Origin of the sequence: Streptomyces sp. NPDC057950, from assembly GCF_042887295.1 — a bacterium.
Classification (GTDB): Bacteria; Actinomycetota; Actinomycetes; order Streptomycetales; family Streptomycetaceae; genus Streptomyces; species Streptomyces kaempferi.
In genome coordinates, this window is the sequence record NZ_JBHVPP010000037.1 from 13,370 (window position 1) to 35,564 (window position 22,195).

At 67.7% G+C, this 22,195-nt stretch carries 20 protein-coding genes and 1 pseudogene; 5 read left to right on the forward strand and 16 right to left on the reverse strand.

All coding sequences use genetic code 11. The features are described 5' to 3' along the window. Positions 1-6: 6 nt before the first annotated feature. Both ACFVTC_RS40245 and ACFVTC_RS40250 read left to right on the forward strand, forming a co-directional pair. Positions 7-1,074: an SRPBCC family protein gene (locus ACFVTC_RS40245; RefSeq protein WP_390134420.1), complete on the forward strand. Its 1,068-nt coding sequence runs from the start codon at positions 7-9 to the stop codon at positions 1,072-1,074. Positions 1,075-1,198: 124 nt separating this feature from the next. Beyond that, positions 1,199-1,965, forward strand: a pseudogene (locus tag ACFVTC_RS40250) (transposase). A gap of 54 nt (positions 1,966-2,019) precedes the next feature. Here the strand turns inward: ACFVTC_RS40250 and ACFVTC_RS40255 are convergent. Beyond that, positions 2,020-2,637 (reverse strand): hypothetical protein, encoded by a 618-nt coding sequence (locus ACFVTC_RS40255; protein ID WP_390134422.1) that lies wholly within the window; start codon positions 2,635-2,637, stop codon positions 2,020-2,022. A gap of 160 nt (positions 2,638-2,797) precedes the next feature. Here ACFVTC_RS40255 and ACFVTC_RS40260 point away from each other — a divergent pair. Then, positions 2,798-3,615, forward strand: a protein-coding gene (locus ACFVTC_RS40260; protein ID WP_390134424.1) for an IS5 family transposase whose coding sequence is annotated in 2 segments (ribosomal slippage) — positions 2,798-3,149 and positions 3,149-3,615 — 819 coding nt in all. Because the reading frame shifts where the segments join, the coding sequence is not laid out codon by codon here. Positions 3,616-3,736: 121 nt separating this feature from the next. Here the strand turns inward: ACFVTC_RS40260 and ACFVTC_RS40265 are convergent. Next, the gene (locus ACFVTC_RS40265) at positions 3,737-4,933 is read right to left on the reverse strand and encodes an MFS transporter (RefSeq protein ID WP_390134426.1); all 1,197 of its coding nucleotides are present in this window, start codon (positions 4,931-4,933) and stop codon (positions 3,737-3,739) included. Between the two features lie 4 nt (positions 4,934-4,937). Continuing rightward, positions 4,938-6,302 carry an FAD-dependent oxidoreductase gene (locus ACFVTC_RS40270; protein ID WP_390134428.1) on the reverse strand — a complete coding sequence of 455 codons (1,365 nt, stop codon included), beginning with the start codon at positions 6,300-6,302 and terminating at the stop codon, positions 4,938-4,940. A gap of 111 nt (positions 6,303-6,413) precedes the next feature. On the opposite strand from ACFVTC_RS40270, the gene ACFVTC_RS40275 reads away from it, so the two are divergent. Together ACFVTC_RS40275 and ACFVTC_RS40280 are read left to right on the forward strand one after the other, a co-directional pair. Then, positions 6,414-6,788, forward strand: coding sequence for an ArsR/SmtB family transcription factor (locus ACFVTC_RS40275; protein ID WP_390134430.1), 375 nt, complete (start codon positions 6,414-6,416; stop codon positions 6,786-6,788). Between the two features lie 78 nt (positions 6,789-6,866). Next, entirely contained in the window at positions 6,867-7,238 is a 372-nt protein-coding gene (locus ACFVTC_RS40280; protein WP_390134433.1) for an ArsR/SmtB family transcription factor, read from the forward strand. Positions 7,239-7,355: 117 nt separating this feature from the next. On the opposite strand, the gene ACFVTC_RS40285 is transcribed toward ACFVTC_RS40280, so the two are convergent. From ACFVTC_RS40285 to ACFVTC_RS40345, 13 genes are all read right to left on the reverse strand, one after another. Next, positions 7,356-8,294 (reverse strand): GNAT family N-acetyltransferase, encoded by a 939-nt coding sequence (locus ACFVTC_RS40285; protein ID WP_390134435.1) that lies wholly within the window; start codon positions 8,292-8,294, stop codon positions 7,356-7,358. Further along, entirely contained in the window at positions 8,291-10,627 is a 2,337-nt protein-coding gene (locus ACFVTC_RS40290; protein ID WP_390134437.1) for a heavy metal translocating P-type ATPase, read from the reverse strand. Before ACFVTC_RS40290 ends, ACFVTC_RS40285 begins: the two co-directional genes overlap by 4 nt. A 133-nt stretch (positions 10,628-10,760) precedes the next feature. Next, positions 10,761-10,985 (reverse strand): heavy-metal-associated domain-containing protein, encoded by a 225-nt coding sequence (locus ACFVTC_RS40295; protein WP_390134439.1) that lies wholly within the window; start codon positions 10,983-10,985, stop codon positions 10,761-10,763. Next, on the reverse strand, positions 10,982-12,175 hold the full coding sequence (locus ACFVTC_RS40300) for a pyridoxal phosphate-dependent aminotransferase (RefSeq protein ID WP_390134441.1): 1,194 nt from the start codon (positions 12,173-12,175) through the stop codon (positions 10,982-10,984). The genes ACFVTC_RS40295 and ACFVTC_RS40300 overlap by 4 nt, the downstream gene beginning before the upstream one ends. Positions 12,176-12,181: 6 nt before the next feature. Beyond that, a complete protein-coding gene (locus tag ACFVTC_RS40305; protein WP_390134443.1) occupies positions 12,182-12,688 on the reverse strand; it encodes a FixH family protein in 507 nt (168 codons plus the stop codon). Between the two features lie 36 nt (positions 12,689-12,724). Then, positions 12,725-13,036, reverse strand: a complete 312-nt coding sequence (locus ACFVTC_RS40310) for a hypothetical protein (protein WP_390134445.1) — start codon at positions 13,034-13,036, stop codon at positions 12,725-12,727. Then, positions 13,029-14,951, reverse strand: a complete 1,923-nt coding sequence (locus tag ACFVTC_RS40315) for an ABC transporter ATP-binding protein (protein ID WP_390134447.1) — start codon at positions 14,949-14,951, stop codon at positions 13,029-13,031. The genes ACFVTC_RS40310 and ACFVTC_RS40315 overlap by 8 nt, the downstream gene beginning before the upstream one ends. Then, positions 14,951-16,645: an ABC transporter ATP-binding protein gene (locus tag ACFVTC_RS40320; protein WP_390134449.1), complete on the reverse strand. Its 1,695-nt coding sequence runs from the start codon at positions 16,643-16,645 to the stop codon at positions 14,951-14,953. The genes ACFVTC_RS40315 and ACFVTC_RS40320 overlap by 1 nt, the downstream gene beginning before the upstream one ends. A 289-nt stretch (positions 16,646-16,934) precedes the next feature. Continuing rightward, complete coding sequence (locus tag ACFVTC_RS40325; RefSeq protein WP_390134451.1) at positions 16,935-18,182, reverse strand: acetyl-CoA carboxylase biotin carboxylase subunit family protein; 1,248 nt, start codon at positions 18,180-18,182, stop codon at positions 16,935-16,937. 8 nt (positions 18,183-18,190) lie between these two features. Further along, a complete protein-coding gene (locus ACFVTC_RS40330; protein WP_390134453.1) occupies positions 18,191-19,372 on the reverse strand; it encodes an acetyl-CoA carboxylase biotin carboxylase subunit family protein in 1,182 nt (393 codons plus the stop codon). Then, positions 19,372-20,499: a GNAT family N-acetyltransferase gene (locus ACFVTC_RS40335; protein ID WP_390134455.1), complete on the reverse strand. Its 1,128-nt coding sequence runs from the start codon at positions 20,497-20,499 to the stop codon at positions 19,372-19,374. The genes ACFVTC_RS40330 and ACFVTC_RS40335 overlap by 1 nt, the downstream gene beginning before the upstream one ends. 9 nt (positions 20,500-20,508) lie before the next feature. Beyond that, a complete protein-coding gene (locus ACFVTC_RS40340) occupies positions 20,509-21,708 on the reverse strand; it encodes an acetyl-CoA carboxylase biotin carboxylase subunit family protein (protein WP_390134456.1) in 1,200 nt (399 codons plus the stop codon). A 109-nt stretch (positions 21,709-21,817) separates the two neighbouring features. Continuing rightward, complete coding sequence (locus ACFVTC_RS40345; RefSeq protein ID WP_365869618.1) at positions 21,818-22,165, reverse strand: carboxymuconolactone decarboxylase family protein; 348 nt, start codon at positions 22,163-22,165, stop codon at positions 21,818-21,820. Between the last annotated feature and the right edge of the window lie 30 nt (positions 22,166-22,195).

The following is a 22,195-nucleotide window of genomic DNA, read 5'->3' on the forward strand; positions in this document are numbered from 1 at the left end:
GCAGTCATGGCCAAGACGGAGAACGAACAGCCCGCAGAAGAAGCTTCGGGCGTGGACCGGATCCGCGGAGAGCTCACAAAGTTCCTGTCCGCGCAGGTGGAGCACCTTGCCGAGAAGGCGGGAGAGAAGCTGACAGACGTCACGGGAAAGCTCTCTGACTCAGCTGAGTCCGGCTCGCTTCCTGCCATCGGCTCCCGCATTCTTCAAGGTGACTCACCGCTGAAGGCATTCGTTTCGGAGAAGGCCAAGGGCGTCAAGGACAACGTCGTGGGCAAGGTGAAGGATGCCTTCGGCGGAGGAAAGGGGAAACGCAAGGCCAGCGGCGGCAAGGTCATGAACATCATCGAGGTCCTCGATGTGGGAGTGCCCCTACGTGACGCCTACGACTACTGGACCCAGTACGACAAGTTCAGCAGCTTCGCCAAGGGCGTTCGCGACGTCTCGAAGACCGACGAGGTCGGAAGCAACTGGAAGGTCAAGGTCGGCCCTTCCTCGCGCGGTTTCAAGGCGACCGTCCAGGAACAGATCCCCGACGACCGTATCGTCTGGACCTCCGAGGGAGCCAAGGGCACCACGCGCGGCGCGGTCAGCTTCCATGAACTGGGCCCGACCCTGACCCGCATCGTCCTGGTCGTCGAGTACTACCCGGCAGGGTTCTTCGAGAAGACCGGCAACCTGTGGCGGGCCCAAGGGCGCAGAATGCGGCTGGACTTCAAGAACTTCCAGCGTTACGTCACGCTCACCAACGAGGAACCCGAAGGCTGGCGCGGCGAAATTCGGGACGGCGAAGTCGTCGTGTCGCACGACGACGCCATCGAAGAAGAAGAGGCCGAGCAGGAGGACTCCGAGTACGAGGAGCCCGAAAGCGATGAGGACGGTCCCGAGGAAGACGCCGACTCCGCATACGAAGACGATGCCGAAGCTGCCTACGAGGACGAACCCGAGGACGAGGAGGAAGCGGGAGCGGAGGACGAAGAAGCCGCCAGGGACGAAGACGAAGAAGCGGACGGCGAGGAGGAAGAAGAAGAGGTTTCCAAGACATCACGGCAGAAACGACATCGTGGCCAGCGCTGACTTGCGGCAGAGGAACAACCATTCAAATATCGTTGCCGGTGGCCCATGAGGCGTGGGTTGGGTCCGGCTGCTTCGCACTAAGGGCTGTCCCGTAACTGCCGGTCGCGGGTGAGATGATCTTGTCGTGGCTGTTGTGATCACGGCGTCTGAGCCGTCCTGGATAGCCCCGTTCACCGGGCCGAGTTCGCGTCAGTTCGGCAGGCTGGTCACCGCACTGCGGCGCGAAGGCGCGGATCCGGTCCGCAAGGGTCGGCCGTGGGGCCTGCCGCTGGAGGACCGAGTCCTGCTGGTCGCCGCGTACTGGCGAACGAACCTGACCCTGCGCCAACTCGCCCCGCTTTTCGGGGTATCGAAGTCGGCGGGGGACCGTGTCATCGACCATCTCGGACCGGCGCTGGCACTGCAGCCGCGCAAACGGTTCCGCGACGACGCCGTGCTGATCGTGGACGGCACCCTCGTCCCCACCCGCGACCACCAGGTCGCCGAGCAGTCGAAGAACTACCGGTATTCGACCAACCACCAGGTCGTCATCGACGCCGACACCCGCCTCGTGGTCGCCGTCGGCCGGCCCTTGCCAGGCAACCGCAACGACTGCAAGGCATGGGTGCTGTCCGGCGCGACGCCATCGGCAACACCACGGTGATCGCAGATGGCGGTTATCGGGGCACCGGGCTGATCATCCCGCACCGCCGTGAGCCCGGCCAGCCCGAACTCCCGGCCTGGAAAGAGGAACACAACACCTCTCACCGCAAGGTCCGCGCGCGGGTCGAGCACACCTTCGCTCGCATGAAAACCTGGAAGATCCTCCGCGACTGTCGCCTCAAAGGCGACGGCATCCACCACGCCATGCTCGGGATCGCTCGCCTGCACAATCTCACCCTCGCTGGGTGACCTGCAAGAACAGGCAGGACAGCCAGCACGACGAAGACCCAGGAAGCAGGCTGGTTATAGCTCCTCTCTCAACCGCGCCCAGGTGTGAGTGTCCAGGCTGTCATTAGGGCCGATGCGGGAGAGTTCGGCGCCGTCGCGTCCCAGGGCCACGATGACGGGACGGACTCCGCGGCTGATGTAGGGGGACGTCCAAACCGTGATGAGCTCGCAGTGCTTGGGGTTCTCGATCCGGCGGGCACCGATGAGAACTTGACCCACGTCCCGCCTCAGGCGCACTTTGGCGCAACCGATCCACGGGGCTGCGGTGATGGAATGTGGAGGGTCAGTGCTGCGAGTAAGGCTGAGGACGCCCCCGCCGCTGCGAACGTTGAGTACATCGACGTTGACAGGATCGTCTCCTGGGCCGCTGCCGCCCCCCACGTACCGCCACTGCTCGCCGAACCACTCCAGGAGCGCAACGTGCTCACGCATCCGCAGTGACTTCGGACGCCACACGATCCAGATCGCCCCGACACCGGCAGCGGCGTCGACATCGGCCGACACCACACTCAGCACGCGCCGCGGGATCCACCACGGCTGCGGCGCATCTCTCGCCAGCACCCGCCGCACCACGCCCCGCAGAAAAGTCTCCCACCGGGGTCCCGTCCACATGGCTTCTCCCCATGCCTGCATGCGCCTGCGATACCCGGCGTGCGAGAGCATCAAGCCCGAAGCCGGTGAGGCAAAGCCTCACAACCCTCCGACCAAAAGATCATTACGGGACAAGTCTTACTGGCTCTAACAAAAGCTGTTGGTCATGTGACTGTTGGCTTGCCCGCTCGTTGGTCTCGTCGTGGGGAAACGTCAGTCGCGACCGTGGATCGTGTCGGATGAACTCTGGTCACTCATCGAGCCGTTGCTGCCCGACCCGGCGCCGAAGCAGGTCGAGGGCAGACCTCGAGTGCCGGACCGCCAGGCCCTGTGCGGGATCCTCTTCGTCCTGCATACCGGCATCCAGTGGGAGTACCTGCCCCAGGAGCTGGGCTTTGGCTCGGGGATGACCTGCTGGCGGCGCCTGGCGGCCTGGAACGAGGCCGGCGTCTGGGACCAGCTGCACGTGCTGCTGCTGGAGAAGCTGCGGTCGAAGAACCAGCTGGACTGGTCGAGGGCGGTGATCGACTCCTCGCACGTCCGCGCGGCCCGACGGGGCCCAAAAGCGGACCCAGCCCGGTCGACCGCGCACGGCCGGGCAGCAAGCACCACCTCATCGTCGACGGGCAGGGCATCCCGCTCGCGGTGTCGCTGACCGGCGGGAACCGCAACGACGTCACCCAACTCGAGCCGCTGCTGGACAAGATCCCGGCCGTCGCGGGCCGGGCCGGCAGACCTCGCCGGCGGCCGGACGCGCTGCTGGCCGACCGTGGCTACGACCATGACAAGTACCGACGCCTGCTCTGGCAGCGAGGGATCCGCCCCGTGATCGCGAAGCGAGGCGAGCCGCACGGCACTGGCCTGGGCATCTTCCGCTACGTCGTCGAGCGCACGATCGCCTGGCTCCACGGCTTCCGCCGCCTGCGCATCCGCTGGGAACGACGCGACGACATCCACGAAGCGTTCCTCGGACTCGCCATCTGTTTGATCACCCACCGCCACGTCCAACGCCTTTGTTAGGACCTCTAAGCGCGCCTCCGAATCGGCGTACTCGGTGACGCCCAACGGCATGCCCCGCAGGCGATGCTGCGCAGTAGCGTGGCGTTGAGAGTTCGTCCCGCGCCGCAGCTCTACTCGCTTCTCAAGTGGCGTAGGCGAGCATCGATGCGACGAAAGCGACCAAGGCAAGAGCCAGGAAGAGCGGCGCGTAGCCGCCCACGGGGCCAGCCAGCACGGCGCCGGCGAACGGGGAAATGGCCGAAGCAGTGGTGACAGGGGCACCGAGAATGCCGGACAGACGGCCGTAGTCTGCGGCAGCCCCCCATCGGTCGGTCACTGCTGTTGCCTGAAGGAGAGTGAGGTTTCCCCGGACCATGCCCGCGGTCATAGAGAGCACGACGATCAGTGCGTAGGGCCCTGGGGTAAGGGCGAGAGCGACGGTAGCGGCCCCGCCGAGCGCCATCAGCGCTGTGGCCCGACGGGCAGGGCCCGTACGGCTTGCAAGGCGTGCGTAGAGAGTGCGCCCGAGTGTCTGCCCGGCTCCGCCCAGGCCGAGGGCCCACGCTGCTTGCGAGGTGGTGTAGCCGCGTTCGATGAGAAGCGGCACCAGCGCGATCACTACGGCGTAGGAAGCCAGCGCGGACAGGGTGAGAGCTCCGGCAAGGATCCAGAACGTTCGTGTGCGTTCCGCCTGTACAGCAGTGGTCGCTGAAACCTTCGCCGTGGACGGACGGGTTCTTGGCCAAGGGGCGTTGAGGGCGACAGCGTGGGCGGGGACGGTGATGGCCGCCAGGAGGAGGGCCAAGACTGTGTAGGTGGCCCGCCAGGACAGTTGGTCGGAGAGGAGGGCTGTGATGGGGGCGAAGAGTGTGGAGGCGAGGCCGCCGGCCAGGGTCACGTAGGTGAGGGCCCTGATGTGGTCGGGGGCCCACCAGCGTGTGAGGGCGGTGAAGGCTGGCTGGTAGAGGATGGCAGCCATCGCTGTTCCGGCGAGGAGCCAGCCGGCGGTGAAGCAGAGCAAGTTCGGAGCGGCAGCGATCAGCAGCAGCGCGGCAGCGGCCAGGACGGATCCTGCGGTCATGAAGAGGCGCGGCCCGTGACGGTCGATGATGCGGCCGACGGGGATGCCCGTGAGCGCGGAGGCGATCAGTGCGATTGAGAAGGCTGCTGTGGTGGCACCTGGTGGCCAGCCGGTTTCGCGGGTGATCTGTGGATTGAGTACAGGGAAGGCGTAGTAGACGATTCCCCAGCTGGTTATCTGGGTCGCGCAGAGGGCTGGCAGAGCCCGGCGCGGACGGTGACCTGGGTCGCTGTCCGGCCGGGCCGCGACGGGCTGCACAGCGTCAGTTGCCGGTGGTGAAGGTGGCCGGGGCTCCGATGCCGATTTGCAGGGTCTGGGGTGTTACGCAGCAGCTGCTGCCGGAGTTCTCGGCCGCGGGCTCGTCGTAGAGGCCGGATCCGCCGCAGACCCCGGTGTCGGGGAGGGTGAGCTCGACTCGTTCGGCTGCTTCCTGGTCGCCGGCGAGGGCGGCTGCGATGGAACGGACCTGCTCGTAGCCGGTCACGGCGAGGAAGGTGGGGGCGCGGCCGTAGGACTTCATGCCGACGAGGTAGAGGTTGCGCTCTGGGTGGGCGAGTTCCTTTTCGCCGTGGGGATAGACCGTGCCGCAGGAGTGGACGTTGGGGTCGATGAGGGGGGCCAGTTCGGTGGGCGCCTGGAGGCGTTCGTCGAGTCGGAGGCGGACTTCGCTGAGGTGGGAGAGGTCCGGGCGGAAGCCGGTCAGGACGATGACTTCGTCGACGGGGTCGGAGCGGGTGCCGTCGTCGGAGACGAGGGTGAGGGTCCCGTCGGTGTTGAGGGAGATTTCGGCGAGGCGGAATCCGGTGAGGGTGTGCGCGTGTCCGGCGTCGACCGCTGCCTTTGCGGCGAGACCGAGGGCTCCGCGGGCGGGCAGTTGGTCTGCTTCGCCGCCTCCGTAGGTGGAGGAGCTGATGCCTCGGCGCAGGACCCAGACGCCGTGGGTCCCGGGTGTGGTCTTGGCGAGTGCGGCGAGGGAGGCGAGAGCGGTGAAGGCGGAGGCGCCGCTGCCGATCACAGCGGTGCGCTTGCCTGCGTAGCGGTCGCGGTCCTGGTCGCTGGTGAGGTCCGGGACACGGTAGGCGATGCGGCCGGTGAGGGATTGCTCCCCGAGTGCGGGCAGGCCGTTGGCGCCAGCCGGGTTGGGCGTGGTCCAGGTGCCGGAGGCGTCGATGACCGCGCTGGCCAGGATGCGGGATTCGCTGCCGTCACTGTGGGTGGTGTGGAGGGTGTAGGGCTGCTGATCGCGATCGGCGTCGACGATGCGGTCACGTCCCTGGCGGGCGACGCCGGTGACGGTGGTGTTGTAGCGAATGCGGGTGCTCAGGGTGTCGGCGAGGGGTTGCAGGTAGTCGTCGGCCCAGGCTGCGCCGGTGGGGTAGGTGGCGCCGTCGGGCCGGGTCCAGGTGGTGCTGGCGAGGAGCTTTTCCGCGGCGGGGTCGATGACTTCGTCCCATGTGGAGAAGAGCCGCACGTGGCCCCAGTCCCGGACGGAGGTTGCGGCGCTGGAGCCGCTCTCGAGGATGAGGGGGTCGAGGCCGCGGTCGACGAGGTGGGCTGCGGCTGCCAGGCCGACGGGGCCTGCCCCGATGATGACGATGGGGAGTTCAGCAGGGACTGGTGCTGTCATCGTTCCTGTCCTTCGGTGTGGTGAGGGGCGCCGACCGGCTACTGATTAGATAACTGTCTATGCATCTTCCGTTAGCTTGCCTCGGATATCGACGAGTGTCAACATAGATGCATGTCTAAACCCCGGAACGCGGACACGCAGCAATCGACAACTCCCTGCTGCGCACCCCTCACTTCCGCGGCCCTGTCGGAGAATGGCGCCGAGCAGATGGCCTTGATGTTCAAGGCGCTCGCGGATCCCGTTCGGCTGCGCCTGTTCTCGCGGGTGGCTTCACACCCCGAAGGCGAAGCCTGCGTGTGCGACATCTCCGACGTCGGGGTGTCGCAGCCGACCGTCTCTCACCACTTGAAGAAGCTCCGCGAGGCGGGGCTGTTGACGTCGGAGCGCCGCGGAACTTGGATCTACTACCGCATCGCCCCGCAGTCGGTGGCATCCATGTCGGCACTGCTGGCACTGCAGGAACAGGACGCGGTGCCGCACGCTTGACCCCTCGGCCCATGGTCGGCGGACACCGTCCCCTCTCCGGCCATTGCCCGCTGTATCGACGCATGCAAAAATAGAGACATGTCGAACCTGAGTACGGTTCCGCCCGAGGAGACCGCTGCCAGTGCGGCAGTCCCCTGCTGCTCCCCCATCATCGCCGCCGAATTGTCGCCCCTGGACGCGGAGAAGCTGGCGGCCCTGTTCAAGGCTCTTTCCGACCCGATCCGGCTGCGCCTGCTGTCCCGGGTGGCTTCGCACCCCGCGGGAGAGGCCTGCGTCTGCGATATCGCCGACGTAGGGGTCTCGCAGCCCACGGTGTCGCATCACCTGAAGAAGCTGCGCGAGGCGGGGCTTCTGACTTCGCAGCGCCGTCGCACCTGGGTCTATTACCGCATCGATCCTCAGGTCCTCACGGCGCTCGCCGCCGTGTTGGTCCTCCCCGCCCGCGTCTGACTCACGGCCGCACCAGGGCTGTTGCCTCGCCTGCCGTCTTCGACGTGCCGGCGCTTCCCGCTGAGGGTGGGCAGGCGTGGGGCGTCGCCGGCACGCAGGCCGGTGACGCCCCACGGGTCAGGTGGTCTTGAGCTCGTGCACCGCTGTTCCAGCAAGCTCGACGCCCCGGTAGGAGAGGACATCGAGTGACGCGGCGTCCGTGGTGAACACGTTGAGAAAGAGCGCTGATGCAACGGCTGCCGGAGCATCGTCGGCCGGCCCGTAGGAAAGCACGAGAGCCGGGTCGCTCAGCGCCGCGAGACGGACAACACGGTCGGCCTGGTGGGACCCGCTTGAAGGCTCGGCCCGCTGGGAGGGAACGGCCGCGAATCCCAGCCGGGACTTGAAACTGAACAGCCCAGCGTTGCCGACGTGACCGTAGAGGTTGATGTCACGGCCGAGACAGACCCTGGACCGTCCTCGCAGACGGGCTTCGCGCATCATCTCCCAGTACAGCACCCGTGCCAGACTGCTGGTTCGCTGTTCAGCCGTCACAGCGGAGAAGCGGGCACGGACCTCGTCCGCCGCCGTGAGGTCCTGGCTGAGGCACACACCGACCAATTCCCCGCAGGAACGTGCCATGACGGCGAAGTACGTGTCCGCCTCGGCCAGGATCCGGTCGCGCTGCTCGACTGCGACGGCCCACCCGTGCCGCATCCGACCGATCTGCTCCTCGTACAGGACCAGGAAGGCTTCCAGAGCCGAGGCGGTGAGGGCTTCGGTGGTGAGGGCGAGTTGAGAGTCTGCGGCGTTGCGGTAGGAGACACGGATGTCGTAGCGGTCTTTGCGGGGCAGTGCCGCCAGATATGCCTCCTCGCTGTCGCAGGTCCTGGCCTGCCACTCCAGCACCTGCGGTTTGGGCAGAAACCCTGCGTCCCGCAGCCTGGGCCAGGTATGGGCAGGCGGATCCTGGACGCGTACGACGTCGATGTCGTGGGCGTAGTGGCGCCACTCGCCGTTGACGGCCTCGTCGACGTCGACGAGGGCCATGGCCAGGCCCTTTGAGGTCACTCTCACGAGGCGGCGACCGGAGTTTTGGGCGGTGCGGTCCGGGCGGTGCTGCGTGGCGAGGCCGACGCGTCATTGCGTGGCCGGGTCCTGAAGCGGCGCAGGCGCAGGCTGTTGGTGACGACGAAGATACTGGACAGAGCCATGGCGGCTCCGGCGATCATCGGATTGAGGGTGCCGGAGGCTGCCAGTGGGATACCGGCCAGGTTGTAGACGAACGCCCAGAACAGATTGCCCTTGATGGTGCCGAGCGTGCGGCGGGACAGGCGGACGGCGTCGGCCGCATCACGCAGGTCTCCGCGCACCAGAGTGATGTCGCTGGCTTCGATGGCGGCATCGGTGCCGCCTCCGATCGCAATGCCCAGGTCGGCTTGGGCCAGGGCGGCTGCGTCGTTGACACCGTCACCGACCATGGCGACGTTGTGGCCTTGCTCCTGAAGGCGGCGCACCACGGCCGCCTTGTCCTGTGGCAGGACCTCAGCCTCGACGTCGGTGATGGCCATCTCCGCGGCGATGCGGGCAGCAGCCCCGGGGTTGTCGCCGGTGAGGAGGATGGGGGTCAGTCCGAGCTGGCGCAGCTCATCGATGGCCTGCCGGCTGGTGGGTTTGGCTTCGTCGGCGACGAAGAGCAGGCCGCGGACCTGTTCCTCCCAGCCGACTGCGACCAGGGTGTAGCCGCGCTCTTCGGCGGCTGCAAGCTGAACGGCAAGGTTCTCGGGCATGGTCATGCGGTCGCCGACCCAGGAGGGACGCCCGGCGATGATCTCGCGGTCACCGGCCTTTCCGCACACGCCGTAGCCGGCGCTGGCCTGGAAGTCGCTCACTGAGGGCAGCTGCCCTGTCAGTGCGCGGGCTGCGTCTGTGACAGCTGCGGCGATGGGATGTTCTGAGGCGTGCTCGACAGCGCCGGCCAGGGTGAGCAGTTCGTCGCGGTCGACGCCGTCGGCGCAGGCGATGTCGACGAGCTGCATGGTTCCTGTAGTGACGGTGCCGGTCTTGTCGAGAACGATCGTGTCGATGCGGCGGGTGGACTCAAGGATGTGCGGGCCGCGGATGACGATGCCGAGTTGGGCGCCGCGGCCGGTGCCGACCAGGAGGGCGGTGGGTGTGGCCAGTCCGAGCGAGCAGGGACAGGCGACGACGAGGACGGCGACCGCCGCGGTCAGAGCGACGGCGGCGTCTCCTCCGTTGCCAAGCCAGAACCCGCAGACGGCCACGGCGACAGCGATCACGACGGGGACGAAGACGGCGGCAACACGGTCGGCGAGGCGCTGTACGGGCGCCTTGCCCGCCTGGGCTTCGGAGACGAGGCGGCTGATGTGGGCGAGCTGGGTGTCGGCGCCGACCCGTTCGGCGCGCACGATGAGGCGGCCGTTGGTGTTGACGGTCGCCCCGATCACGCTGTCGCCGGCGGCAACTTCCTTCGGGACGCTTTCGCCGGTGAGCATCGAGGCGTCGACGGCGGAGGCGCCTTCGGTGACGATCCCGTCCGTGGCGATCTTCTCGCCCGGGCGGGCGACGAAGAGGTCTCCCACACGGAGCTGAGAGATGGGGAGGGTGACTTCCTGTCCCGCCCGCACCACCGTGACGTCCTTGGCGCCCAGCTCGAGGAGGGCCCGCACTGCGCTGCCCGCACGGCGTTTGGCACGGTGTTCGGCATAGCGGCCGACCAGGACGAACAGGGTGAGGGAGGTGGCGACTTCGAGGTAGATGTGGTGAAGGCCCTGCCCGGGCACGGGGGTCATGACGAACGACATCTGCATGCCGGTTATCCCGGCGTAGCCGAAGAACAAGGTGTACAGGGACCAGCCGTAGGAAGCCAGGACACCGATGGAGACAAGGGTGTCCATGGTGCCGCCAGCTTGTCGCAGATTCTTCCACGCAGCCGTATGGAAGGGCCACGCTCCCCAGACCGCGACGGGTGAGGCCAGGGTGAGGGAGAGCCACTGCCAGTTGTCGATCTGCAGGGGCGTGATCATCGCCATGGCGATGACGGGCACGGTCAGAGCGAGGCAGACCCAGATGCGCTGGCGCATGGAGGCGAGCTCGCGGTCGGCGGCATCCTCCTCGCTGTCGGCGGACTTCCCGGAAAGAGCCTCTTCGGGCGGCGGAGGCTGAACAGCCGTGTACCCCATCTTCTCGACGGTCGAGATGACGTCATCGAGGTTGTGGCGCTCGTCGAAGCTGACGTGGGCGCGTTCCAGGGCGAAGTTGACCTCGGCGGTGACGCCGTCGAGTTTGTTGAGTTTGCGTTCGATGCGGGCTGAGCAGGCACCGCAGGTCATGCCGCCGATGTCGAGCGTGACCAGGGCTGGTACAGCCGTTGTGACGATGCCGGCCATGGGCTGCACTCTCCTTCAAGTGTGTGAGGTGGGTGGGGATGCTACTGAGGTGGCAGAACAGCACCGAGCACGTATGCCGCGGCGAAGCAGACAGCGAGGATCAGTCCGAACAGGCCAAGGCGGGTGCCGGCGCTCACGCCTGGGTTCCGGCGAACTCGTAGCCGGTGCGCTCGACGGCGGCCTGGACGTCGTCGGGGGTGAAGGTGCGCGGGCTGATGATCGTGACGCGACCGCTCTTGTGGTCGACGCTGACTTCGGTGCCATCGCCGAGATCGGACTCGATCGCGGTGCGGATGCGCTTGGCGCAGCCGCCGCAGGTCATGCCGCGGACTTCGAAGACGCTGGGGGTGCTGGTCATGGAGTACTCCGGTGGGTTGCGGTTTTCACGTAGGTGGAGATGCGGTCCAGGGCCCGGGCGATATCGGTGGAGCTGACGGCGTAGGACATACGGACGTGGTGCGGAGCGGCGAAGTCCCGGCCGGGCATAACTGCGACGCCGGCCTGCTCCAGTAGCTCTTGTGCGATGGCGGCTGCGTCGTGCTCCGGGTGCCGGTAGAGGCCGCTGACGTCGACGAAGGCGAAGAAGCCGCCCTGGGGTTCAACGGCCAGGCGCAGTGGCGGCAGGGATGTCAGGCCGTCGCGCAAGGCAGTGCGGCGGGCGCCGAGTTCGCGTGCCCTGCGGGCCAGTTCAGTGTCGGTTTCCTGGGCGAGGACGGCGAGGGCGGCGTACTGGGAGATGGATGAGGGGGCGGAGCTGGTATGGCCCTGTACCGCGGTGAGAGCTTTGGCTACCGGCAGGGGGGCGGCGGCGAACCCGATGCGCCAGCCGGTCATGGCGTAGGTCTTGGAGAAGCCTGCGACTGTGACCGTTCGCGCGGCGATCTCGTCGCCGAGGGAGGCGACGGAGGTGAAGGTGGCCCCGTCGTGGACGAGGTCGCCGTAGATTTCGTCGCTGACGATGGTCAGGCCGTGTCGGACGGCGAGGTCGGCCAGGGCCTGCAGTTCCCTCTTGGTGTAGACCAGGCCGGTGGGGTTGGAGGGGTTGTTGAGCAGCAGGACCTTGGTGCGGGTGGTGAGGTGGGCCTGGAGGGACTCCGGGGTGATTTTGAAGCCCGTGTCCTGGGTGGGGATGACCACGGGGGTGGCTCCGGCGAGGCGGATCATGTGGGGGAAGCTGACCCAGTGCGGGGCCTGAAGGAGGACCTCGTCTCCGGGTTCGCACAGCACAGTGAACAGCTGGGCCAGGGCTTGTTTGGCGCCGTTGGTGGTGATGATCTGAGCCGGATCGTAGGCGCAGCCCCAGTGGGTGTTCAGCCGTCGGGCGATGGCCTCGCGCAGCGCGGTGATACCCGCGACGGCCGTGTAGCGGGTGTGTCCGGCGGTGATGGCCTGCCGGGCGCCGTCGGCGGCCTGCTGGGGGGTGGGGAAGTCGAGTTCTCCGCCGGTGAGGTTGATGATGTCAGCGCCGTCGGCGAGCAGGCTCTTGATGTGGGCGTCCAGGGCCGCGGTGCTGGAGGCGGGCAGGGTCCGTGCGCGGGGGCTGAGCACGGGCGCCTACTTCGCCGTCAGATCGAATTGGGCTGTTGCCTTCTGGCCGCTGGACGGGGTCACGTGGACCGTGACTTTCCAGTCGCCGGGCATGCCCAGGACGATCTTGGTCTGGTAGCCGCCCGCCGTGGCGTCGGCTGTCTGGTCGCCGCCTTTCATCTTCATCGACGGCATCTCGGGGTTGACCTCGACCTTGGCGCCGTCGACCGCCTTGCCTGCGGAGTCCTTGACGGTGATGGTCGCTGTCCCGGTTTTGCCGCCCTGCAGCGGGCACGGTGTGGCGGCGAGGGTGATCTTCATGCCTGCGCTGCTTTTGGTGCTGTTGCAGCTGGCCCCGCCTGCGGAGGCGGAGCCGGCGGCGGTGCCGTTGCTGCAGCCGCTCAGGACGGCGGCTGCCAGCATGGCGGCGGCGAGGAGGGCTGTCCGGCGCACGGCAGGCGTGCGGCGCATTGCCGGAAGTAGTGCGGGGGTGCGGGGTGCGGCCGGCTGAGAGGTGGCCGTGCGCCGGTTCATCGGTCCTCCTGGTGAAGAGATGTGCAGGTGAGTCGGTCAGCCGCAGCAGGACTTCTTCTGCGGAACGCTTTCGGCTGCCGGCTTGTCACCGGTGTTGGCGGCGGCCGGCTTCGGGCCGCAGCACGACGAGGCGGCCTTCTTCGGCTCGGCGTCTGTCTCCGCGGCGGCCTTGGGGCCGCAGCACGACGATGCCTTCTTCGGTTCCGCGGCCGGCTCTGCGGCGGTCTCGGCGGCCGGCTTCGGGCCGCAGCAGGACGAGGCGGCCTTCTTCGGCTCGGCGGTGGCCGTGGCGGCGGGCTGGGACTGGGCGGCGGCCCAGAACATGGAGCCGGGGCTGTTGTCAGACACGGGTATTGTCCTTTCCGGTGGTGTTCTTTGGTGTGGGGCCTTCTTGGGCCTGGCACAGCTCGGTGAGCCTGCCGCCTGCGGTGAGGAGTTCGACGGGACGGCCGGATTCGACGATGCGGCCGTCTTCCATGACGAAGACGCGGTCGAGGTCCTCGACAAGGGTCAGCCAGTGCGCGACGACGACGGCGGTGCGGCCTTGCAGCAGGCGTCGGATGGCGGCGAAGACGTGGCGCTGCCGATCGGGGTCAACGCTGGAGACTGCTTCGTCCAGGACGATGACGCGGGGGTCGGTGAGCATCGCGCGGGCCAGGGCGATGAGTTGGCGCTCGCCGACTGACAGTCGCGAGCCCCGTTCGCCGACGCGGGTCTGGTAGCTCTCGCGCAGTTCGGTGATGACGTCGTGGGCACCCACGGCCTGCGCTGCGGCTATGACGTCGTCCTGACTGGCTTCGGGCCGTCCGAACAGAATGTTCTCGGTGACCGTTCCGTCGAAGAGCTGGGCTTCCTGGGTGACCAGGAGGACCTGTGAGCGGACGGAGGCGCTGCTGATGCCTGCGAGGTCGTGTCCGTCGATGCGGATGCTGCCGGCGGTGGGGCTGTAGAGGCGCACCAGCAGCTGCATGAGGGTGGACTTGCCTGCTCCGCTGGTGCCGACGATACCGATGTGCTCGCCTGGCTCGGCGTGGAGGGTGACGTCGTGCAGCACGTCGGGGCCGTCGCCGTAGGCGAAGGTGACCTGGTCGATGTCGAGGACACCGGCGACCGGGGGCAGTGTGCCGGTTCCGCTTTGTTCTTCTTCCAGATCGAGGACGTCGAGGATGCGGCGGGCGGAGACGGCGACGTCGGAGGACTGTCCGAGCTGGTGCGCGAGGTCGCGTACCGGGTTGAGCATGCGTTTGACGAAGAGTGCGAATGCAGCCAGCGTGCCCGCGGCGAGGGCGGTGCCGGAGGCCATGCCCATGGACGCCATCATCGTGTTCGTGCCCAGGAGCATCCAGGTCATTGGCATCATGCCGGAGGCCAGGTCGAAGAAGAACCCGGATCCGAGCTGGTGTCCGTTGATGATCTGCAGGCCGCCGAAGAAGATGAGCAGGGCGAGTGCCAGGAAGACGCTGAAGCCGAGGTGGGAGGTCAGCCACAGGCGCTTTCGGGAGAGCCGGTTGTGGACGGTGCTGTAGTCCTCCGAGCGCACGCGCAGGTCCGCCAGGACGGCTTCTTCCTGGCCGAAGGCACGGATGTCTGCCAGGCCGTCGATGCGCTGGTTGAGGTAGCCGACCATGCGGTCCCAGCCCTCGCGCTGGGCGCGGGTGTCGGGGCGCAGGCGCTTGGTCCACAGGACGGCGATCCACACCATCAGCGGGATGGTGATGAGGGTGGGCAGCGCGACGGTAGGGCTGAGGGCGAGCAGGAAGACGGCGAAGGCGATGAACCAGATGACGCTGTTGGCGACTTCCATGAGCGACTTGGTCAGGAAGCTGCGGAAGCGGTTGGCCTCGAACAGGACGCGGGTGACCCATTCGCCGCTGGCCTGGGACACGTGCCGGGACAGTTGCACATTGTGCAGGCGGGCCACCAGGTCGTTGCGGATGGTGACCGACAGCCGCTCGTTGATGCGGATCATCGCGGAGTTGTAGATGATCCGGATGATGTTCTCGATGACCGTCAGGACGATGAGGTTGATCGCCGTGGAGTGCACGGCTTTCAGGTCGCCGAGGACGATGTGGCCGATGCCGGCCATCACTGTGTACATCACGGCGATGGTGGCGATGGAGTTGAGGACGGCCATGAACGTGGCCACGGTCAGCCAGAACCAGTGGGGCCGCAGGTAAGGAAGGAAGCGGCGGATGGCCTTGAGGAGGGTCTTGCGGGCTTCGCGGCCCTCCAGGGGAACGGCCTCGGCGGTGGCGGCGGTCATCAGTCGGTGCCTCCTTCGAGGCTCGTCGCACCGGCCAGCGGAGCGGCTTGGTCGGTGGGGTCGTTGCCGTGGGGGCCGTCCAGGCTGACCGTGCGGTCCACGTAGCGGGCAACGGCGGGCTGCTGGGAGGCGATGATCAAGGTGCGGCCGTTGCGGACCTTGAGGATGGTCTCCAACAGTGCGGCTTCGGTCTCGGCATCGAGGTTGGCGGTGGGATTGTCCAGCAGCAGGATGTCGGGATCGACCAGCAGGACGCGGGCCAGGCCGATGCGTTGGCGCTCACCAGCGGACAGGTCGAGGGTACTGGCGCCGAAGCGTCGCTCGAGGGGTATGTGGGCGAGGCCTGCGGCAGTGACGGCGGCCTGGACTTCCTCGCGGGAGGCGTCGGGCCTGGCGAAGCGGACGTTGTCCTCCAACGTGCCCTCAAAGACCCACTGGCGCTGGGGCAGACACACGATGTGACGGCGCAGGGCTGCGGGGGCGTAGGTGAGGGCGTTGACGCCGTTGTAGGTGACGGTGCCGCCCTCCGGATCCCTCAGGCGGGCCAGAACGTGCAGGAGGGTGGTTTTGCCGCTGCCGGTCGGGCCGATCAGGGCGATGCTCTCCCCTGCACGGACGTGCAGCTGGGCTTTGTCAAGAATGCGGCGGCCGGCGACGTCGACGTCTATGTCGGTGGCGTCCATGGCATCGAGAGTCGGGATGTCGCTGGAGCCGGTGTGCTGGCGGATGACGGATTGTGCGTCGACGACGCGCAGCAGGCGGTTGGCGGTGACGGCGCTGCGGAACGCGCCGTTGGTGTGCATGGCGAGCATGTGCACGCTCATCTGGAACATCATCACGAGGGCGACGACGGCGACGAGGTCTCCGACCGTGCTGGTGCCGTTGACGACTGCGCTGCCCCCGGCCCACAGGGCGATGGGGGTGGGCAGGCCGCCGATGATGTTGAGGACCGCTTCCCAGCGGCTGTAGGTGCGCTTCATCTGGCCGTCGCGGGCTGAGTGTTCGGCGTTGACCTTGTGCAGGCGGCCGGAGGCATCTGACTCTCGCCCGTAGGACTTGACGACGTTGATGTTGGCGAGGGATTCGCCGACGCCGGCGAGGAGCTTGGTGAACTGGCCCTTGAGGTCGACGAAGGCGCGCTGCAGGCGTAGTTGCACGGTGAGGTTGCCCGTGATGACGAAGGCCATGGGGATGATGGCGAGCAGCGTGGTGCGCGGGTCGATGAGCAGTGCGGTGACGAGCATCGCGAGTGTGACCAGGACCTGGTTGAGCAGCTCGAGCAGTCCGCCGTTGGTGAGGCCGCGCACGGCGACGGCGTCGGAGACGAGGCGGGTCAGGGCACGGCCGCCGGATGCTTCGGCGACATCGGCGGGGCCCATGCGCATCATCTGGCGTACGAGGTCTTCGCGCAGGTCGTTGACGGCCTTGCTGGCGATGGTGAACCGCATGCGCTTGCCCCAGTGGAGCAGGGCCGTGGTGGCGGCGCCTGCGACCAGCACGCCGAGTGAGGTCAGCAGCAGAGTGCTGGATTTTCCGCCGATCACGCCGACATCGATGGCCGAGCGCATGAGCAGCGGCACGGCGATGTTGCCCAGGAGGCCGAGGAACATCACCACGGTGGCGATGGTCATCTCGCGGCGATAGCGCAGCGGGTAACCGTAGATGAAGCGCAGCGCGCGCAGCGAGTCCTTCAACGTCGAGCCCCCTCTTGTGTGGTGTGTGGGTGGTGTTTCAGCGGGCCGCGCCCGTGGGACGCGGCCCGCCGTGGTGCTTGGGTGGCGTGGCCTACTCGCAGCAGGCGCAGGCGCAGCCGCACTCGGTGCCGTCTTCTGCGACGTCCTCGTTTCCGCTGGTCTCGCAGCAGCCGGAACCGATCATGTCGTCCGCCATGACTCCTCCCCTCCAAGCTTGATTCGATAATTTCAAAATTATCGAATCATGTTGTCTGATGGTCGTCAAGGAGTCGGCGTGACACGGGAGTTGTTAGCAGCAGGACGTGTGTGCGCGGTCCACGGCATCGTCGGCGACCGGCTCGTCGACCAGGCGGATGGCGAGCTGCTCCAGCACCTTGGCGAGGTCGCTTTCGAGCTGCTGCGGGCTGTCCCCGCTCAGCACGATGCGGCCGAAGGCGCCGCCGCGCGGGTGCCCCACGTCCAGGACGGCCTCGCCCGGCTGCACGTCGAACTCGATGAACGGGGCCGCGGGTGACTCCAGGCCGGTCAGTGAGGCTGCGGCCGACGGGTTGTAGTCGATGCGGCCGGGCCGGTCGAAGACGATGCTTCGGTACAGCCCGCAGGCGACGCGTGGCGCCTGCGGAGCCGTCTCGCGGCCCAGGGCAGCGTCCGCCGCGATCAGGCTGGGTTCGTAGCCGGTGGTGGACAGGATCATTTCCACTGCCTGTCCGCCGGGTACGCGCGGGTTGATCTCGCCGGCGCGCCAGCCGTTGGGTGTGAGCATGAACTGCAGTGCCGCCACCCAGTCGTCCAGACCGACGGCAGCCAGCGCGCGGTCGGTGAGTTCCTCCAGTTCCGCCAGCTGCTCGGCCGGCAGGTGGCTGGGGAAATGACCGCCGACCTTGACGAAGGTGGGCGGCGGTCCGACTTCCGCCTCCACCACCCACACCACCCGGGTGCGTCCCTGCACGCGGGCGGCGAAGACCCCGAACTCGGGGCCGGTGAGGAACTCCTCGATCAGGGCGCTGTCGCGTCCGGTGGCGAGAATGTCGTTGACGGCCTGGCGCACGTCGCGCTCGGTGTCGCAGTACTTCAGTCCTGCGGCGCTGGAGGCGTCCCGGGGTTTGACCACGACAGGCAGGGCCAGTTCGGCTGCGGCTGTTGCCCCGTCGTCTGCACTGGTGACGACGTGGTGGCTTGCGACGGGGACTCCGGCCTCGGTGAGCAGGCGGTGTGTTGCGGCTTTGTCGATGCAGTTGCGGGCGGCTTGCTCGGTGACGCCGTGGGCCAGTCCGAGGCGCTCTCGCAGGATGCCGGCCAGCGGGACCAGCCGCTCGACTCCGGTGACGACCGCGTCGATGGGTTGCGCGGCGTGGGCCTGGGTCACCTGGTCTGCGACCTTGGACCAATCGCCGAAGTCGACCTCCAGCGGGTAGTCGGCCAGCATCACTTGATCGAGTGTCATGTCCTGTTCGGCGAAGAGGACGTCGTAGTCGGTCAGTTCCTTCAGCTGCTGCACGGTTCGCTGACCGGACAGCACGAGCACGCGTGTGGGCACGGGGCCACCTACTGGATGTCTGGCTCGACACGGGGTCGGAGCGATTCGAGGATGGTGCGGTAGCGGTTCTCGAGCACAGTGGGGTCGTCGCCGTAGACGACGATGCGTCCGTAGCTGCCGCCGTCGAGGTCGCTGACGTCGAGGACGCTGTCACCGTCCTCGACGTCGAGCATCAGACCGGGTGTGTCCGCGGGGTCGGCGGCGAAGCGGACTCTGCCGGGGCTGTCGAAGGTCACGCATCGATACAGGACCCGGGCGGCGCTGGCCGGGCCGCGGGTGACGGATCGGCCGAGTGCTATCTCGGCGGCCGCGCGGGTGAGGTCGATGCCGGAGATGCGTTCGGTGGCCGCGCAGAGCTGCCCGCCCGGTGGTCGGGCGGCGACGTTGATCAGTACAGGTCCCTCGTCGCCGAGGCGGATCTGGGTGTGTGCGACGCTGTGGTCGAAGCCGAGAGCGGCCAGGGCACGGACGGTGAATGCGACGAGCCGACGTTCGGTATCGGGATCCAGGCCGCTGGGGTAGTCGTAGCCGGTCTCCGCTTGGCGGGGGCCGGGTCCGACGTGCTGGGCGAGGATGCTGACGACTTCGGTGATGCCGCCAGAGGTGATGCTCTGCACGGCGTATTCGGGCCCGGGGATGTAGGACTCGACGATGAGCGGCCCCGGCCCAAGGACGTTGACGGCGCGGGTGACTTCGCCGGCGGACTGGCACAGCAGGCTGCCTCGGCCGGCTGATCCGGTGCGCTTTTTGATCACGACAGGCAGGCCCAGCGTCTGGGCGGCGGGCAGGGCGTCGTGTCCGTCGCCGACCGCAAGGTGGTCGGGGGCGCGGATCCCGGCGCTGGCCAGGGTCATGCGCATACGGCTCTTGTCGTGGCAGTTCATGGCCGCGTTCAGTGCCAGGCCCCGGGTCTCGAGGCGGGCTGCCAGATAGCTGGCCAGTGGCAGGTGTGCGTCGTAGACGGTGAAGACGCCGTCCAGCGGGCGGGTTTCGTGCAGCCAGCGCAGGGCGGCCTCTGCCGCGGGCCAGTCGTCGAGGTCGACGTCGAGCGGGATGTCGACCTTGCAGGCCAGATCCAAAGGGGTGGGGTCGGCCAGTAGAACGGAGCGCACATCGAGCCTGGACAGGACGTCGACGATGCGGCGGCCTGAGATGCAGGCCACGCTCTGGCGGGTGTCACTTGAGGTCATCAGCAGCACCGCCGCGCCATGTCGAGTTGGTCGTCCGGGCCCTGGCAGCGCTCTTCCAGGCGGCGGCAGGCGGCGTGCAGTGCTGCGTCGGTGCGCCGGTCACCGGTCTTGATGGCTAGGTACAGCGGGGTGGGCTGGGCGCCGAGCCGCCGCTTCTGTGCGGCGTTGGCACGGCCGAGGTCCACGGTGGGGATGCCGTCATGGACGGCTGTTTCGATGATGTCGGCTGCCAGGGCGCGGTAGGGCAGGAAGCTGGGCAGCCGGGCGGTGTCGAGGCCGGCCAGCCATACCGACCAGGTGTTGGCGAACCGCCAGCTCGCGAACAGGGCGACGATCTGCTGATCTTCGTCCGTGGCGGCGAGGGTGCGTTCGAAAGGGGCGAGCCTGCTGTGCAGAGCCCTCAAGAAGGCTTCGGGCAGTACGTCGGTGGGGGTGCTGCGGTCCTTGAGCAGCGCATGCACCAGGTGGACGAGCGTGTCCGGGTCCGTCGGCCTCTCGTTGATGGTGAAGCGGCGCTTGATGGCGCGGCGTTCCTGAACGAGTTTGCGGCGGTGCCGGCCGTCGGCGAAGGCCCAGTAGTCCGCGGTAGCGGTCACCTGTGTGGTGCACCGGTAGGACGTGGTGATGTGGGCGGCGGCGAAACCGTCGTGCAGGAGCTGGCCGGTCAGCGGTCCGTGGGGCGCGTTGGCCACTGCGGCGGCCCATGCGCCCAGGCGGCGGGCGGCGTGCTGCAGAGCGCTCAGCAGGGCGGGAACGGCGGAGTCGTGGCCGGGCCTGACGAGGGGGCCGCCGTCGAGGGCGGCGAGGCTGTGCGCCATCAGAACAGGTCCGCCCAGGCGCAGTTCGGCGAGGTCGGCCAGGTAGGTGAGCCGGGGGCACTGGTGGGTGAGGAAGGCGGGGCAGACGGCGACGAGCTCGTCGTTGTCCCACGCCAGCAGATGGTGGGGGTCGGCTTGTCCGGGCGGTGCGTCTTCGTAGGCTGCCAGCCACTGCCAGCTGTGGAAGACGCTTCCGCCCGCGGCCGAGACGACACTGTTCCACGCCTCGGGCTCGACGGCGTGAATGCTGGTGACGGTCTCGATCCGGTGTCGGCCGGTGAGCGGCGCGGTGGAATCGGTGAGGGTCATCGGGGCACCTCAGCAGCACGACTTGAATTCGCGGCTGTCCGCGCCGATCCAGTCCAGTCCTTCGGCGGCTATGACGCGGAGGTCGAGCTGGTCGCGGACGGCCTGCTCTGTCCTGTCCACTTCGGCGGGTGTGCTGCCGAAGACCACGATGCGTCCATAGACGCCGCCGTTGGGGTGTTCCTTGGGCAGCACGGGCTCCCCCGGGTCGACTTCGAGTTCCACGATCGGTGCTGCCGCGTCGTTCGTGGCCGGCACCGGGTCGTACAGGACGGTGCCGGCGGTGTCGAAGACGATGCTGCTGTAGCGGGCGCAGGCGACGGTCGGTTGGGCAGGCGCCTGTGGCAGTCCCAGAGCGAGACGGGTGACGGCCTCGGTCATGTCGACGCCGCTGACGGCTGTGGTCATCTCTACCAGGCGGCCCCCGGGACGGCGGGCGTTGACCTCGATGACACGGAAGCCCTGTGCTGCGCGGCGGATCTGGGTGTGGCTGATCCAGTTGTCGACACCGAGGGCGGGCAGCACGCTCTGCACGAGGTCGTCGAGCTGGCGGTGTTCCTGCTCAGTCAGCCCGCTGGGATGGTCGTAGCCGAGTTCGACGAACACGGGCGGCTCGGTGACATGCTGGCGAAAGGTGCTCAGCACGCGGGTGGTGCCGTTCTGGGTGAGGGTCTGTACCGCGTATTCGGGACCGTCGATGTATTCCTCTACCAAGGCGCCGGCCAGGGCGCCGGGCGGCGCGTCGAGCAGTGCGGTGACGGCAGCGGTGACTTCGGCGTCGTTGGTGCACAGGCGTACACCGAACGCTCCTGCCCCGTCTCGTGGTTTGACAATGACCGGGAAGCCGATGTCGCCGGCGGCGTGTACCGCTTCCTCCGCGGTGACGGCGAGAAAGAAAGCGGGCACGGGCAGACCGTGCTCCTTCAGCGCGGTGCGGGTGCGCCATTTGTCGCGGCAGTTGAGTGCCGCTTGCTCGGTGAGTCCTTTGGGTGCGCCGCACAGGGTGTTCGACAGGTGCGCCATGAGCGGCAAACGGGGTTCGGTGTGGGTCAGCACCGCGGCGGGTGGTGTGTCGCCGAGGTCGTCGCGGATGACGTCGGCTACTGCGGCGAAGTCGTTGATGTCGACGTCGATGGGGACGTCTACCCAGGGCATGCAGTGCCAGGGCACCTGTTCGTCCAGCAGCACCACACGGTAGCCGAGTTCGCGCACGATGCTGAATTCGCGTTCGCTGCGGCCGCCGAGTACGACGACCGTGCCCGCGGGGGTGTGGGTCACTGCCACGTTCCTCCGGAAAGTCAGCGGATGGGTTGGTCGGTGGTCAGCAGCAGGTGTTGGCCTTCTTCGCGGCCGCGGCGACGGCCTGGACGGCGGGACGTTGCAGGGCGTCGAGCTTCATCGCCTCGACGATGCCGGCGACCTGGCCGATCTCTTCGTTCTTCAGTCCGAGCTGCTTGGCTGCGGCCAGGAAGGAGCGGACGGTGTCTTCGCGGTCCTGCATGAGCGCCGCGGTCAGTGCGACTGCGGCGCGGGTCTTGGCGTCGAGGGCGTCGTGGTCGAAGACGGCGCCGAAGAACTCCTGGTAGCTCTTGGAGAAGGTGGCGTGGTTTTCGCCGATGGCGGGGGCGAGCTGCATGAGCTGGGTGGATACGGGCTGCTGGGCGGCCATGGTGCGGACTCCTTCAACGGGTGGAGGGGG

Excerpts from the sequence above, each read along its gene's own strand:
- ACFVTC_RS40255 (WP_390134422.1), bottom strand. The coding sequence starts at position 2,637 with ATGCAGGCATGGGGAGAAGCCATGTGGACGGGACCCCGGTGGGAGACT.
- ACFVTC_RS40330 (WP_390134453.1), bottom strand. The coding sequence starts at position 19,372 with ATGACCTCAAGTGACACCCGCCAGAGCGTGGCCTGCATCTCAGGCCGC.
- ACFVTC_RS40345 (WP_365869618.1), bottom strand. The coding sequence starts at position 22,165 with ATGGCCGCCCAGCAGCCCGTATCCACCCAGCTCATGCAGCTCGCCCCC.
- ACFVTC_RS40270 (WP_390134428.1), bottom strand. The coding sequence starts at position 6,302 with ATGACAGCACCAGTCCCTGCTGAACTCCCCATCGTCATCATCGGGGCA.
- ACFVTC_RS40315 (WP_390134447.1), bottom strand. The coding sequence starts at position 14,951 with ATGACCGCCGCCACCGCCGAGGCCGTTCCCCTGGAGGGCCGCGAAGCC.
- ACFVTC_RS40295 (WP_390134439.1), bottom strand. The coding sequence starts at position 10,985 with ATGACCAGCACCCCCAGCGTCTTCGAAGTCCGCGGCATGACCTGCGGC.
- ACFVTC_RS40335 (WP_390134455.1), bottom strand. The coding sequence starts at position 20,499 with ATGACCCTCACCGATTCCACCGCGCCGCTCACCGGCCGACACCGGATC.
- ACFVTC_RS40280 (WP_390134433.1), top strand. The coding sequence starts at position 6,867 with ATGTCGAACCTGAGTACGGTTCCGCCCGAGGAGACCGCTGCCAGTGCG.
- ACFVTC_RS40275 (WP_390134430.1), top strand. The coding sequence starts at position 6,414 with ATGTCTAAACCCCGGAACGCGGACACGCAGCAATCGACAACTCCCTGC.
- ACFVTC_RS40290 (WP_390134437.1), bottom strand. The coding sequence starts at position 10,627 with ATGGCCGGCATCGTCACAACGGCTGTACCAGCCCTGGTCACGCTCGAC.
- ACFVTC_RS40245 (WP_390134420.1), top strand. The coding sequence starts at position 7 with ATGGCCAAGACGGAGAACGAACAGCCCGCAGAAGAAGCTTCGGGCGTG.
- ACFVTC_RS40305 (WP_390134443.1), bottom strand. The coding sequence starts at position 12,688 with ATGAACCGGCGCACGGCCACCTCTCAGCCGGCCGCACCCCGCACCCCC.